A 13,585-nucleotide genomic window follows, 5' to 3' on the forward strand; every position below is an offset into this window, starting at 1 on the left:
ATTCAAAAAATCGTTCAACAATCACTTGTTATTCTTTTTTGGGACTGGATCAAATCCGGATGTTCCCCAAGGGTGACATTTTAAAAGACGTTTGAAACCCAGCCAGAATCCTTTAGCTGTTCCCCATTCGCGAATCGCTTCAATCATATAATTGGAACATGTCGGGGAATGGCGACAATTTGAGCCAAGATATGGAGAGATTGCAAGCTGATAAAATCTAACCAGCGAAATCAGAATCTTTGAGGTGATTTTTCCGGTCAGCTCAACCGTCGATTTCAAAAGTGGTTTTTCCATCTTTGTCGTCTTTTAGACGTATACCGATCTCTTGCAGATCATCCCTGATTTTGTCTGACGTGGCAAAATCTTTATTCTCGCGAGCTTCAGATCGAATGTCAATCAATAAATTAACCAATTCTTCTGTTTTGCCATCTTTTGATTCAGAAATAGGCTGAAGTCCAAGAATATCAAACACAAAATCATTCATCGTGTTTTTCATCTTCTCAAAAGCCGATTTCGATACCTTCCCGGCATCCAATTGTTTGTTGTGAATAGCATTTATTTTTGAAGCGAGATCAAACAAAGCCGCCAAAACCTGGGCTGTGTTGAAATCGTCGTTCATGGAATCTTGGCATTGCTTGCAGGCGTCCAAAATCTCCCTATCTTCCGAAGCTTCATTTTCCGGACTTCCATCAGGAAGCTCAATCATATCCAAAAGATCTACAGCCGTCATCAATTTCTGAAGCCCCTTCTCAGCAGCAACCAACGCCTCATTGGAGAAATCGATTTTACTCCTGTAATGAGATTGAAGCATCAGGAACCGAACTGTCATCGGGTTAAACGCTTTCTCGAGCTTATCATGGTTGCCTGTAAATAACTCTTCAAGGTTTATAAAATTTCCGGCCGATTTACTCATCTTGGCACCATCGATGGTAATCATGTTGTTGTGTACCCAATATTTCACAGGGTCATTCCCGTAAGCACTTTTACATTGTGCAATCTCGGCCTCATGGTGCGGAAACTGCAAGTCGAGCCCGCCTCCGTGAATATCAAATTTCTTGCCGAGATACTTGGTACTCATCGTTGTACATTCCATATGCCAGCCGGGAAAACCTTCACCCCACGGAGAATCCCACCGCATAATATGTCCGGTGGACGCTTTCTTCCATAAGGCAAAATCGTAAGGATTTTTTTTCTCATCCATTCCTTCAGTATCCCGGCTTCCGGCTTGAAGGTCTTCCAATACCTTGCCAGAGAGTTCACCATAGGAATTGTTCTCCCGGTATTTTTCCAGGTCGAAATAAACATTACCATCTACTTCATAAGCAAAGCCATTCTCAAGAATTTTTTTAACCAGCTCAATTTGTTCGATGATATGGCCCGTAGCCGTCGGTTCAATATCAGGACGCAGACAATTAAGTGCATCCATTCCCTTGTGATAGCTAATGGTATAGCGTTGAACAATCTCCATCGGTTCAACCTGTTCAATGCGGGCTTTCTTTAAAATCTTGTCCTCACCATGCTCTTCCTCTTCGTGCTCAAGGTGACCCACATCCGTAATATTGCGAACATATCGCACTTTGTAGCCAAGATACTGCAGGTAGCGATATATGACATCAAATGTAATGGCAGCCCTTGCATGTCCTAAATGCGGATCGCCGTAAACTGTAGGACCGCAAACATAAAGGCCCACAAATGGTGGTTTGATCGGCTCAAAAAGCTCTTTTTTTCTTGATAAGCTGTTATAAATGTGCAGGGAAGATGATTCACTTTTCGCCATAAAAAGCTTCTGATGTCGCTATTACATTTCAGTTTCTGATTTTATGTAGTCGATAAACCGCTGCTGAGTTCGGTCTTCCTTAAAAGCCCCTCTGTACTCGGTTGTAACCGTACTGCTTTCCCGGTCTTCAATTCCGCGGGTAGATACGCACAGGTGCTTGCTTTCTATGAATACGGCAACATCTTCCGTTTCGAGAGCTGCCTGGAGTTCATCGGCCACCTGCAGTGTAAGCCTCTCCTGAACTTGCGGTCGCCTTGAGTAGTAATCAACAATTCGATTGATCTTCGACAATCCAATTACCTGGCCTGAGCTTATATATGCTACATGGGCTTTTCCTAGAAACGGCAGAAAATGATGCTCACAAAACGAAGTGACGTTGATATTTTTTTCGACTACCATCTGCTCGTAATTATACTTGTTAGAAAATTTACGAACGGATGGTTTCTCGGAAGGCTTTAAACCATGAAAAATCTCATTCACGTACATCTTAGCCACCCGATACGGTGTACCACTCAAGCTTTCGTCGGTTGTATCCAAACCGAGCGTATCCATGATTTGCCTGAAATGATCTTGTATAATCTCAATTTTCTCATCATCGCTCATTTCAAAAGCATCATCCCGCATGGGTGTTTTAACAGTTGATGATGAATGAGCATCACCCATCTCATCGGCTTCTTCATGGTCAATTGTAAGCGAATTATACGCGTCGTTGTCTTTACTCATCGATTTTTTCGGATAAACATTGTCAAATTTCAAAGACTATAAAGTTACGGGTTCCCGTAGCAATATCATAATTACGAGGAAATCCCAAAGTGTAACTTTCAGGTTGATTGAAACTTTTACTAAAGAGTAATCTTACCTAAGCTTTCTGCTTTTTGTAAGCATTAATAACACTTCCGTCCAGAAGAGACTGTAATTGACGACCACTCAACGTGTGTAATGTTTTAATAGTTGTACCCTTGGTTGTATTTGTAACAGTAATATCACTGCCGTTTTTAAGCTGTTCTTTAATATTCTCTATTTTAATATGATCCCCCTGGTCAATTCCATCCAAATCGTCAGGATTTTTAAACTCAAGCGGAATAATGCCGAAGTTGGCTAAATTTTGCCATCCTATTCGGGCATAACTCTTTGCGATAACCGCCTTTTGTCCCAGGTAGCGTGGAGAAATCGCCGCGTGTTCCCGACTTGAACCCTGGGCATAATTTTCTCCCGCTACTACAACATGCCCACCATGTTTCTCTTTCGCCTCAACGGATCGTTCATAAAAGTTTTCATCAACTACGGTGAAGGAAAACTTACTGATTTCCGGGATGTTACTTCGAAATGGCAATACATCCGCACCTGCACGTAAAATTTCATCGGTTGAGATGTTATCTCCCATCTTTAATAGCACAGGTACTTCAAAATCACTCGGGTCATCGAATTCAGGCATGGTGGAAATGTTTGGTCCTTTAATCAGCTCTGTGTCTTCACCATTCTCGGGAGGAGCCATCAGCATCTCTTTATTTATGATATAATCCTCAGGATCTTCATACTTTGGATAATTCATGCCATAAAGATCTTCGAGGTCTCTTGGGTCGGTAATCTTACCGGTTAAGGCTGAGGCTGCAGCCGTTTCCGGACTGCAGAGAAAAACAGCATCCTCTTTGGTACCTGAGCGGTCAGGGAAGTTTCTTGGAACCGTTCGCAGGCTGTTTCGTCCGCTCGCGGGAGCCTGGCCCATTCCGATACAGCCGTTACAACCGGCCTGGTGCATCCTCGCTCCTGACTGAATCAAGTTCAACATCACACCATTTTTAACCATATTCTGGATGATCTGACGGGAAGTTGGATTTACATCCAAGCTCACTTCATCGTGAACACGTTTTCCTTTTACGATTTCAGAAGTGATCCAAAAATCACGGTATCCGGGGTTAGCAGATGATCCTATGTAGGATTGATAGATCTCTTTCCCTTCCACCTCTCGAACAGGAACTACATTTCCCGGACTGCTTGGCAATGCAATCAGTGGTTCAACTTCGCTCATGTCTAGCTCTTCATATTCATCATATTCCGCTCCCTCATCAGCTGTAATCTCCGTCCATTCATCCTCCCGGTTATTTTGAGCCATAAACCGTCGGACTTCATCATCTGAGGGAAAAACAGTAGTTGTAGCACCCATTTCGGTTCCCATATTTGCAATGACATGTCGGTCCATCGTGGATAACTGATCCAACCCGGGCCCGAAATATTCAATCACAAATCCGCGTGCTCCTTTTACATCATAGCGGCGGAGCATCTCAAGTACAACATCTTTGGCACTTACCCAATCAGGCAGTTCTCCGGTAAGCTCTACCCCCAGTACTTTTGGCATCTTCAAATACATCGGCTCACCGGCTATTGCAAATGCAACGTCAAGTCCGCCGGCACCTAATGCAAACATACCTAAACAGCCGGATGCAGGCGTATGGCTGTCAGATCCCGCCAATGTTTTACCGGGCTGTGCAAAATGCTCTGAATGCACCGGATGACTGACTCCATTTCCGGGCCTGCTGTACCACAACCCGAATCGTTCAGCAGCAGATTTTAAAAACAGGTGATCATCCGGATTCTTATTATCCGTTTGAAGCAAGTTATGATCTACATACTGGCAGGAGATATCTGTTTTGACCTCATCAAGATTCATCGCCTCCAGCTCCAGCATTACAAGCGTTCCTGTAGCATCTTGGGTAAGTGTTTGGTCGATTTTAATTCCAATTTCCTCACCTGCTTTCATTTCACCGTCCACAAGATGAGATTTTATCAGTTTCTGAGTCACATTCAGCGCGTCTGACATACGATCCCTTTTTAATTAACTATTCAACATCTATAAAAATATTGATCCTTTTTTCGTTCGAAATGTTTCAGTAACGCATGTGACAGATCTTTTATACCTTTCAGGGGAAGCTATCAATTAGGATTTTTTCGCTTTTTTTCCTTTTATATATATGAACAGAATGATGTATACTCATGAATTACAGTGAATTAATTGAACGGCTATCGGATCAAACCGGGAAATCAAAAAAAGAAACCAAGGAACTCCTGAGCGATGCAATTTCAGTTTTATCCGACCAGTTGAGTAGTGGAACCGGTGTATCGATCCCCGATTTGGGAACCTTTCAAACCAAGGTTAATGAGGAGAAAAAGGTATACAATCCACATTATGATGCCTATATGATTGTTCCACCTAAACGAGTTGTTAATTTCTCGCCCGCTTCGGGGTTAAAGGAAGAGGTCAAGTTTTTGAGTACTGACGAGGATTAAAAATGAGTGAAAAAATTACATTCAAGGAGTTAGTAGAGCTCATTGCAAAGCAATCCAAGCAGAGTGAATCATCTGCCAACAGCTTTATTCATGAGCTGGTACAGATTATTGAAGGTGGTTTAAAGAATAGCGGATCAGTGAGTATTTCGGGGTTTGGCAAGTTTGAACTCCGATGGATGAAAGAACGCTCCGGCGTAAATCCTCAAACTGGAGATGAGATCACCATTCCGGGGCAAAATAAAGTTGTATTTAAACCATATAAAGCACTTCGAGAGACCGTAAACAAACCATTTGCAAACCTTGAACCGGAGATTCTTACCGAAAAGAGTGGAACTGAAGAGAGTTCCAAGGAGGAAGATAGTGAGAGTGAAGGTTCTGACGATCCATTTGGACTTGATGAAATATTTGGAACAGACGCCCCACAGGATTCTGACTTTGGGGCGGACGATTCTATTAAGTCAAACGATCCTTTTGATTCCGACTCGGATGTAGATTATGATTCTGAAGATCCTTTTGGGTTTGAAAAAAAAGCAAAAGCATCAAGCCTTTCTCAGGATTATAACAAATACATTGACGACTTGATTTATGAGAAAGAGAACCCTCATTTTGGCAAATCTGAGCCCCGGGCTGCGGCTAAGGAGAATGATGAGGATGGTGATCTTTTAGTAATGGAACGGGAAAAAAAAGAAGAAGATGGTGAAGAGCTTCCGAAAGTAGCACCGTCTATTCCCGATGAATCTAAAATGGCAAGAAAAGTCCAGGAATCAGGCAGCTTTAAGTGGTCGTATGCAGCGGCAGTCATTATCGTAATGGTGGCGTTAATTCTTCTTTTCTGGATGATGCAGAGAAGCGGGGATAGTCTTGAAGAAACCGCCTCAACTACCAATCCCGGTACTCAAAATCAAACCGAGCAGGTTTTAGAACCATCTACTTCTGAAAGTGAAGCTGAGAGTACCGCTGATACTGAAACAGCCGGGGAGCAACAATCGGAAAGCAACGTTGATGAAGAATCACCTCCAACATCTGGCGAGGCACAAACAACCGGTGAGCTTGAAACTCAATCGTTTACTGTAGAAAGCGGCCAATCCTTATGGGATATTGCCGAGAATCAGTTGGGCAACCCCTACTTATGGCCGGTTATCTATTATCTCAACCAGGATATATTAAGCAATCCCAATCAATTGCTCGCCAACTCTGACATAGATATTCCTACCTTTTCCGACCCTGATAATTTGAGTGAATTTGAAAGAGAACAGGTTGCTCTTGGATATTTTTCACTTTATCAATGGAATCAGGAGAATAATCCTGATGAAGCGAGATACTTTTTATGGGCCGTCGGGGTCTTCTCGCAGGACCTTCTGGATCAACCCCCATCTGATGTTGATCCTGAAGATTTGGCTTTTGCGAGAAACAGATAGTATAAATCACATCGAAATTTTAAATGGAGTTTAATTATGATACGTCATATTGTAATGTGGAAACTGAAAGAGAACGCTGCAGGCGCTACAAAGAAGAAAAATGCCGAAAAACTAAAGCTAATCCTGGAAGGATTGAGAGCAAATATTGAGGAGATTAAAGCTGTTGAGGTTGGAATTCAAATCAACGGTGATGAAGAGGATTCCCTCGATGTGGTTTTAACATGTGATTTTGAGACTGAACTTGATTTCCAGATGTATACACGAAATCCTCATCACAAAAAAGCAATCGATTTTATCGAGGAAGTTGCTGATGAACGATTCTTTGTTGATTACAAAGTTGATCTCTGATCTTTGAAGATTTTCTTTTGAATTAAGTAAACTCACTCCTGATTTCGTAATTTAGGCATGAACGTCTAGTTCTTAATAGTATAAGAACATCAAATCTGTAGTTTGTTTAGGTTTATTTATGATTTCAAAGATTGAAACCAAAAATTCATCAATACCCTCAAAAGAACTTTTAAGCATTTTCAAGAACACCAAGCAGGAAATTAAACAGCTGGCCGATGAAGCGCCGGATCAGCTAGTTGAATCTGTCCATCTGATTAGAAAGCGGCTAAAGTTCTTGAGAGCGTTCGTGAAGCTGACCCAATTCTGTAGCAATGAGCATAACTATAAACCATCTAACTACATTTTGAGGGACACCGGAAGAACTGTTTCCGATTGCAGGGATGCCCATGTCAGAGGAATGTTACTGGAAGAATTCTCCAAAAATGAATTGACAAAAAATCTTGTAGATGAATTAGCAGAGATCAATGACTCAGTTACAAGGAAAATTGAAACAAATTTGCTATCCGGCAGACCTGTTTTTGATGAAATAAACACTAATATCTCAAGTGTAGAATTGAATGATTATTTCGAATCACTTGACCCGGATGCCAACTGTTTGATCGATGGACTGGCCCTTGGATATAAAAAAAGTTATCACGCTTTTCACTCAGAACTAAAATCACATGAAGCGGATCTGCTTCATGAATGGCGGAAACGAACCAAAGACTTACAGTACCAGCTTGAAGCTTTACTCACCTCCTTTCCAGACCAAATACCTATCACTTATAATGATGTTTGTGAGTTGTGCGAAAAACTGGGCCGAATTAACGACCTCTTTATGTTTTTAGAATGGCTCGATTCGATTGAAGAATCAGTTGAGGAAAAAAATCAAATTAACAATTTAAAAAGCGCTCTTAACCGGGAACTTAAACGTTTGGAAGAGCAAGCCGATGCGATGGGAAGTTCAATATTTAGTTTGAACCCTGTAGATTTTAGCGAATCATTGAATGATCAGCTTGAATTATGAACAATGATGAATTTCATATTGAGATTAACGGCGTTTTAGACCTGCATGCATTCCGGCCGAGTGACCTTTCCACACTGATAGACGAGTATATTCAGGCTTGCCTCGAAAAGGAAATTTACGAAGTACGATTTATCCACGGAAAGGGAATTGGTAACATTCGAAGAAGCGTACATTCTCTTCTCGACCGAAATCCCCACGTAACGGAGTATCAACTGGCAAACGAATCCGGTGGCGGATGGGGAGCCACAATTGCCAACCTAAAACCTTAATTGATTCAACTTCCGGCAAACAGGCTCCAAGGTACAGGGATTCTGAAAAATGTACCCTGCATCTTGAAACCGGAATCTTGAGAATTAATTCAAAAACTGGTCAAACGTCAGAGACACGTAATAGATCGCCCCGAGATTAGGGCCGCCGTAATTCAGGAAATGTCGATTATTGGTGATATTTGAACCACCCACCTTAACCATCGATTTGATACTCGGCACCCGGTAGGTAAACTGCGCATCCAATGTGGAGACAGATGGTACGGTACCATTTGCGAAGGATGACGTCCAATCAAACTCTTCCTGCCATCTGAAAGTAACATTGAAGCCCAGCTGATCCGTCAACCTGCGATTGCCAAGCGACAGGTTAACCTTGTGTTCGGGCGTGTTAAAATCAAAAATGAACCCTTCATCCTGGTCTGTGATTAACTTATTCCAGTTATAATTGGCTGACAATTTAAAATTACTTGGAAGACTGTATTCAAATCCAAAGACAGCTCCCTGGGATTTCACAGTCTCGGCAACGTTTGTATAAAGCTGGAAGGTATTTAAAGCGTTTCCGTTCAGTAGCAGTGGCAGCGTTTCCGGGCTGGGATTTAAAATTTCGTTGGGTTGAATCATTCCATCCTGGTTGAAATCCGAATTAATCTGCCGAACTCTGAACTGGGCTATAAAATCATCATAAATATTGTAGTAATAAGCTGCATCCAGCAGAAGCTTGTTCCCGAGAAGCCCTTTGTATCCTATTTCGAACGATTGAATCTGTTCAGGTTTTACGGGGTCAAATTCTTGATATGGCCTTAACTGGCCGGCAGCGGCGGCTTGATCTTGTGGAGTTTCAGCCTGTAGAATGGCATCTGTGAATCGCTCTACAGACTCAAGTGTAAATGCACTTTCGGTCACCCTGTATTTCTCAGCGAGATATGGTAATCCGCCAAGCAATCGAGCTGTTAACACATTCAGATCAATATACTGCCCTTGGGTCGTAGGATTTCTGAAGCCGGTTTGATAAGATGCCCGAAGATTCTGGTTCTCTGCCACCTTAATTACGGACGAAATCCGCGGATTAAACTGCCCGTCAAAATTTTCATTTTTATCATAACGGATAGACCCGGTTAGCCTCAACCTGTCTTCAAGAAGAGATTTTGATGCCTGCATAAATCCACCATACTCATTAATATCAACTCCGCCATTTTCATCGTCAAAGATAGTACCGTTGGAGCGAAGTTGATATTGACGGAAACTCAGACCTACCTGTAAATCAACAAAGGATATCTCATTCTTAAAGTTGTAAAGCCCCTCTGCATGTAAAAACCTTGACTGATCATCAAAACGGGCGCCATTTGGCACTACATCCGATATGGCATTGTCATAAGCTGCTTGAAAAGCGTCTGTTCCCGGCTGGATCCTTCCGATATCTGCTGTATTTCTTGCATTCTGATGCAATCCGTTCACTGCCTCCGGATTGTTCAAAATTGCATTCACAGTTGCGGGATTAAACGTGGGATTTCCTCCTTGAGCCTCTGCAGCAAGTTGCATCAAACCTCCGGCAAATGCACCACCGTATGTACCAAACCATTGATTCGTACTCCTGTATTCATCGTTGATCGAGAACCCAACAAAGTCGGCGATATATGAATCCCCGGAATTTTCGAAGGTACCGTAACCGCGTATCATGAAGTTATCGCCTTCGAATTGGAGCTTGTGCTGATGTATATAAAAATCTTTCAAACTATAGCGCTGAGCACCACTGTAAACCGAGGTTCCCGCTCCGTAATTTGCAGTATAGCTTCCCTCTAAATTATCTGTAAACCGGTAGTGAACAGATCCTCCAAATTTCATATTGTTTGCATCATGATCAACCAAAAACTCTTCACGGTAGCCGGTTCTTGTGACGGGTTGAGCAGGTAACGCCCCTACGTATTGCTCCGTAATTGATGCAGGAACTCCTGTTTGGGATGAAATCTGTTGTGCAATGGCCGTTCGGTTTTCACTTGGGAGACCCAACAAACCGAGATTGAATGATCCGTCATCACCATAAAGGTGTACACCATCATAAGCAGGATTATTGGATACTCCGGAAGGTGCGAGGCTTGCATTCTTATCAGAGTAGTTGATACCCACCCAATCCTGTGCTTGTGAGTAACTGAAGTTGACTTTAAAGGCAAACCGATCATTTATTACTTTGGCATACCTTGCTGCAAAATCGTACATCGGCTGGGCACCATCCGGTTCTCCGACTGACGGCCGGCTGTTGAGATGATTCACCGAAGTTTTCACGTTCACACTGAGCCCCGGGTATCTGTAGGGATTTTTACTGTTTACCAACAATATTCCGTTAAAAGCATTTGGGCCGTAAAGTGCAGATGAAGCTCCCGGAATAAATTCCACACTCTCTACATCCAGTACGGAGGGCCCATTTAAATTCCCGATCGGAAAGTTCAATGCCGGGGCCTGAGTGTCCATTCCGTCTGTTAACTGCACCATTCTTGTGTTCCCTGTCGAATTAAATCCACGGGCATTAATAATTTGAAAGTTGATACTGCTCGTTGTCATATCAACCCCTTTTAAATTTTTCAGGGCCTGGTAATATGTAGGAGATGCTGTTTGATTTACGGAGATTATATCCATCTTTTCGATAGAAACCGGGGCTTCCAAAATACTTTGTTCGACCCGGGAAGCCGAAACAACAACATCATTCCCGAGAATAGTTTCTTCAGACAGCTCAATTTCCAATCCTGATACGTTTTGCTCATCGATTACAATTTCCTGTGTTGTGTACCCAATAATGGATGCAATAAGCGTAATGGGTGGTTCGCTGCCTACATTTAGAGAAAACTGACCCTGTGCATTTGTTGCCACGCCAACCATTGTCCCTTCTACTACGATATTTACACCGGCAAGAGGGTCGCCGGTATCGGCATCTACAACAGTTCCTGAAATGGTTACTTGATTACTGTTTTGTTGTACATACGGAGAGGCAAAAAGCGATTGAATTGTTACAAATGAGGTAAGTAGAGCAATTAAAAAGAAAAATAAAATTTTTGAAACGGCTATCTTTTCTTTCATAAGACATTTTTTTAGTTCTTGTTACCAGCTCGTTTTCGAACTAATTCAAATTGATAAACCCAAATCCACTCTCAAAATAACTGCCTATCATTGGTAGATGCAAGCGCTTCCATAAGAATTCTAAGGTTTGCAGATTGAGTACACAATGAAGTAATTACCGTTACCTATTAAAAAATAAGTAGATACCATTCAAACTATTCAAATTTAAATAGATGTTGAATTCATTTGTTATCTCTCACTAATATAATTACAAATTCTTTTACTCTTTCTGCTTTTGTTTTTTGATAGATTGTCGAATCAACTTTAAATATTCTCTATGAAGTTCTTTTACCCTTCTTGACTGATTATTCTCGTGTATTCTTTTGAGATATAAAACTTTTTCGATCACACCTTTTCCTATTCCCGCATCTTTGGCCTTAAAGAACCAATCTACATCACTGGCATTTTCCACCTCTGTATCAAACATTCCAATCTCTTGAAATGCCGAAGCTCTTGCTACAAGAGATGAAGGAGAATAATCTACATTCTCTGAATCAAGTAACTCTTTTCTCAGCCATGAAGGCGGAGTGAGACCCGGTTCTAAAAATATTTTCCTTTTACAGATAACATATTCAGCTTCAGGATTGTCTAACAAATATTTAACCTGATCAGACAACTTATGTTTTTTCCACAAATCATCCTGATCTGAGTAAGCTATAAATTCTCCCTTCGCTTCCCTTAAACCACGATTTCTCGCTACCGGAACCCCACTGTTTTCCTGGTAAATGTATTTGACCTCACTAAACGACTGAATAATCTCAGAGCTTCCATCCTCTGAACCATCATCAACAACAATAATTTCTTTGGAAGTATAATCTTGATTCAAAATAGTCTCCAACGTTTCTCCAATATATTTCTCACCGTTAAAAACAGGAACAATTACGCTTACGAGGGATTTTATCATATGATTTCTGTTTTGAAAGAAAGGTTTCTTGTCTAAGTTACATTCTCATTCTGCACCAAAATTCAGATCCTAATTATACCATGTGAATTCAAAACGCGTTGCATACATAAGTCAATGAAATCTAATAACTAACCGGTTTTCATCATGAAGAAAGTAATATTATTATTTGCTATTTCAATCCTATCATTTTTAAATCTGCCTGCTCAACCCAATCCTGATGAATCCAGAGTTACAGTTGATGCGACCGGGGAAGTTCTTGTTCCGGCTGACAGAATCCACTTCAGGGTAAACATTACACAATTTAAACAAGATGCCAGGGAAGCGTTTCAGCTTCACAAAGAGCAGGAGAAATATTTATCTGAGCTTCTTCTTGATGAAGGTATTGCAGACAGTAATATTACCGCAAATCCAATCAGCATTTCTCATGTCAGGCGATACAGCAACACCGATCAAAGTGGATATGAGACGCAGCAACAGGTGATGATTGTCATGAATGACGTTACCCAATTTGAATCGATGCAGATTAAACTGATTGAGAATGGATTTACAAATTTTTCAGGATCATTTTCAGCTGCCAACCTGGATGATGCCAGCGACCAGGCTCTTCAGAAAGCAGTTGAGGAAGCCAGAAGGAAAGCTGATCTTTTGGCTGAAGCGGCCGGAAAACAAATTACAGATGTAGTAACCATCAACTATCATTCAAGCCGCCCCTATGCTTCAAGAAGTGGTAATATGGAGATGGTTGCATATGATGCCGGCAGCGGTTCGTTACTGCAATTTGAACGAACTATTCCGGTCAGGGAAAATGTATCAATGCAATTCAGAATTGATTAAGAGCTGATGAGCGGCCGGAGGACATTCCAAAGATTATCTGCCACAACCTGGTGTCCTTCGGCTGTTGGATGAATGCCATCCGGTAGATTTAACTCAGGGTTACCGGCTACCTCTTCCAATATAAATGGCATAAAAATAACTTCGTTTTGTTCGGCAAGCTCAAAGAAAATTCCTCGAAACTCCTCTGTATAGAGATCCCCCAGATTAGGTGGAGCCTGCATTCCCGTCAACACAATTTCTGCATCAGGATATTTCTGCTCAACTTTATCGATAATTCCCTGCAGGTTTTCCTTTGAACTTTGTGGGTCAATTCCTCTTAAACCGTCATTTCCACCCAGTTCCAGCACAAAAATATCCACATGCTGCTGCAAGATCCAGTCAACTCTGCGCAACCCACCGGCTGTAGTTTCACCACTGAGGCCTGCATTTACTACGTTGTAGTTTAAATCAAGGGAATCAATCTTTTGTTGAATGAGCGCCGGAAACGCCTGCTCAGTTTGAAGTCCATAACCTGCCGTAATACTATCTCCAAAAAAGAGAATAGTTTGATCATCCTGGGCGTAACTATTTGTAAAACAAAGTAACAACAGCCCCGTAAGTGCAACCTTTATAAATCTCATGCGTTATTTTTTGATATGT

General features: G+C 41.7%; 13 protein-coding genes. 6 read left to right on the forward strand and 7 right to left on the reverse strand.

The window, feature by feature from the left end; all coding sequences use genetic code 11:
* Positions 1-21: 21 nt before the first annotated feature.
* The 4 genes from yidD to L6773_RS06730 form a co-directional block, all read right to left on the reverse strand.
* The gene (gene yidD, locus L6773_RS06715) at positions 22-294 is read right to left on the reverse strand and encodes a membrane protein insertion efficiency factor YidD (RefSeq protein WP_237853101.1); all 273 of its coding nucleotides are present in this window, start codon (positions 292-294) and stop codon (positions 22-24) included.
* A complete protein-coding gene (cysS, locus tag L6773_RS06720; protein ID WP_237853102.1) occupies positions 263-1,777 on the reverse strand; it encodes a cysteine--tRNA ligase in 1,515 nt (504 codons plus the stop codon). The genes yidD and cysS overlap by 32 nt, the downstream gene beginning before the upstream one ends.
* Positions 1,778-1,798: 21 nt before the next feature.
* Positions 1,799-2,500 carry a GTP cyclohydrolase I FolE gene (gene folE, locus L6773_RS06725; protein ID WP_237853103.1) on the reverse strand — a complete coding sequence of 234 codons (702 nt, stop codon included), beginning with the start codon at positions 2,498-2,500 and terminating at the stop codon, positions 1,799-1,801.
* Between the two features lie 136 nt (positions 2,501-2,636).
* A complete protein-coding gene (locus L6773_RS06730; RefSeq protein ID WP_237853104.1) occupies positions 2,637-4,595 on the reverse strand; it encodes an aconitate hydratase in 1,959 nt (652 codons plus the stop codon).
* 173 nt (positions 4,596-4,768) lie between these two features.
* Between L6773_RS06730 and L6773_RS06735 the strand changes: the two genes are divergently transcribed.
* The 5 genes from L6773_RS06735 (at position 4,769) to L6773_RS06755 (ending at position 8,103) form a co-directional block, all read left to right on the forward strand.
* Positions 4,769-5,062, forward strand: coding sequence for an HU family DNA-binding protein (locus L6773_RS06735; RefSeq protein WP_237853105.1), 294 nt, complete (start codon positions 4,769-4,771; stop codon positions 5,060-5,062).
* A gap of 2 nt (positions 5,063-5,064) precedes the next feature.
* Complete coding sequence (locus tag L6773_RS06740; protein ID WP_237853106.1) at positions 5,065-6,480, forward strand: HU family DNA-binding protein; 1,416 nt, start codon at positions 5,065-5,067, stop codon at positions 6,478-6,480.
* A 36-nt stretch (positions 6,481-6,516) separates the two neighbouring features.
* The gene (locus tag L6773_RS06745; protein WP_237853107.1) at positions 6,517-6,828 is read left to right on the forward strand and encodes a Dabb family protein; all 312 of its coding nucleotides are present in this window, start codon (positions 6,517-6,519) and stop codon (positions 6,826-6,828) included.
* 118 nt (positions 6,829-6,946) lie between these two features.
* Complete coding sequence (locus L6773_RS06750) at positions 6,947-7,834, forward strand: CHAD domain-containing protein (RefSeq protein ID WP_237853108.1); 888 nt, start codon at positions 6,947-6,949, stop codon at positions 7,832-7,834.
* Positions 7,831-8,103 (forward strand): Smr/MutS family protein, encoded by a 273-nt coding sequence (locus L6773_RS06755; RefSeq protein ID WP_237853109.1) that lies wholly within the window; start codon positions 7,831-7,833, stop codon positions 8,101-8,103. Before L6773_RS06750 ends, L6773_RS06755 begins: the two co-directional genes overlap by 4 nt.
* A gap of 84 nt (positions 8,104-8,187) precedes the next feature.
* Here L6773_RS06755 and L6773_RS06760 read toward each other — a convergent pair whose 3' ends face one another.
* Complete coding sequence (locus tag L6773_RS06760; RefSeq protein ID WP_237853110.1) at positions 8,188-11,169, reverse strand: TonB-dependent receptor; 2,982 nt, start codon at positions 11,167-11,169, stop codon at positions 8,188-8,190.
* A gap of 259 nt (positions 11,170-11,428) precedes the next feature.
* Positions 11,429-12,112, reverse strand: a complete 684-nt coding sequence (locus L6773_RS06765) for a glycosyltransferase family A protein (protein WP_237853111.1) — start codon at positions 12,110-12,112, stop codon at positions 11,429-11,431.
* A 144-nt stretch (positions 12,113-12,256) separates the two neighbouring features.
* Here L6773_RS06765 and L6773_RS06770 point away from each other — a divergent pair, with 144 nt between their 5' ends.
* The gene (locus L6773_RS06770; RefSeq protein ID WP_237853112.1) at positions 12,257-12,946 is read left to right on the forward strand and encodes an SIMPL domain-containing protein; all 690 of its coding nucleotides are present in this window, start codon (positions 12,257-12,259) and stop codon (positions 12,944-12,946) included.
* On the opposite strand, the gene L6773_RS06775 is transcribed toward L6773_RS06770, so the two are convergent.
* Positions 12,943-13,566: an arylesterase gene (locus L6773_RS06775; protein ID WP_237853113.1), complete on the reverse strand. Its 624-nt coding sequence runs from the start codon at positions 13,564-13,566 to the stop codon at positions 12,943-12,945. The genes L6773_RS06770 and L6773_RS06775 overlap by 4 nt on opposite strands.
* Between the last annotated feature and the right edge of the window lie 19 nt (positions 13,567-13,585).

The organism is Rhodohalobacter sulfatireducens (genome assembly GCF_022012475.1).
Taxonomy (GTDB): domain Bacteria; phylum Bacteroidota; class Rhodothermia; order Balneolales; family Balneolaceae; genus Rhodohalobacter; species Rhodohalobacter sulfatireducens.

Coding starts and splice junctions, on each gene's coding strand:
- yidD (WP_237853101.1), bottom strand. CDS start 294: ATGGAAAAACCACTTTTGAAATCGACGGTTGAGCTGACCGGAAAAATC.
- cysS (WP_237853102.1), bottom strand. CDS start 1,777: ATGGCGAAAAGTGAATCATCTTCCCTGCACATTTATAACAGCTTATCA.
- folE (WP_237853103.1), bottom strand. CDS start 2,500: ATGAGTAAAGACAACGACGCGTATAATTCGCTTACAATTGACCATGAA.
- L6773_RS06730 (WP_237853104.1), bottom strand. CDS start 4,595: ATGTCAGACGCGCTGAATGTGACTCAGAAACTGATAAAATCTCATCTT.
- L6773_RS06735 (WP_237853105.1), top strand. CDS start 4,769: ATGAATTACAGTGAATTAATTGAACGGCTATCGGATCAAACCGGGAAA.
- L6773_RS06740 (WP_237853106.1), top strand. CDS start 5,065: ATGAGTGAAAAAATTACATTCAAGGAGTTAGTAGAGCTCATTGCAAAG.
- L6773_RS06745 (WP_237853107.1), top strand. CDS start 6,517: ATGATACGTCATATTGTAATGTGGAAACTGAAAGAGAACGCTGCAGGC.
- L6773_RS06750 (WP_237853108.1), top strand. CDS start 6,947: ATGATTTCAAAGATTGAAACCAAAAATTCATCAATACCCTCAAAAGAA.
- L6773_RS06755 (WP_237853109.1), top strand. CDS start 7,831: ATGAACAATGATGAATTTCATATTGAGATTAACGGCGTTTTAGACCTG.
- L6773_RS06760 (WP_237853110.1), bottom strand. CDS start 11,169: ATGAAAGAAAAGATAGCCGTTTCAAAAATTTTATTTTTCTTTTTAATT.
- L6773_RS06765 (WP_237853111.1), bottom strand. CDS start 12,112: ATGATAAAATCCCTCGTAAGCGTAATTGTTCCTGTTTTTAACGGTGAG.
- L6773_RS06770 (WP_237853112.1), top strand. CDS start 12,257: ATGAAGAAAGTAATATTATTATTTGCTATTTCAATCCTATCATTTTTA.
- L6773_RS06775 (WP_237853113.1), bottom strand. CDS start 13,566: ATGAGATTTATAAAGGTTGCACTTACGGGGCTGTTGTTACTTTGTTTT.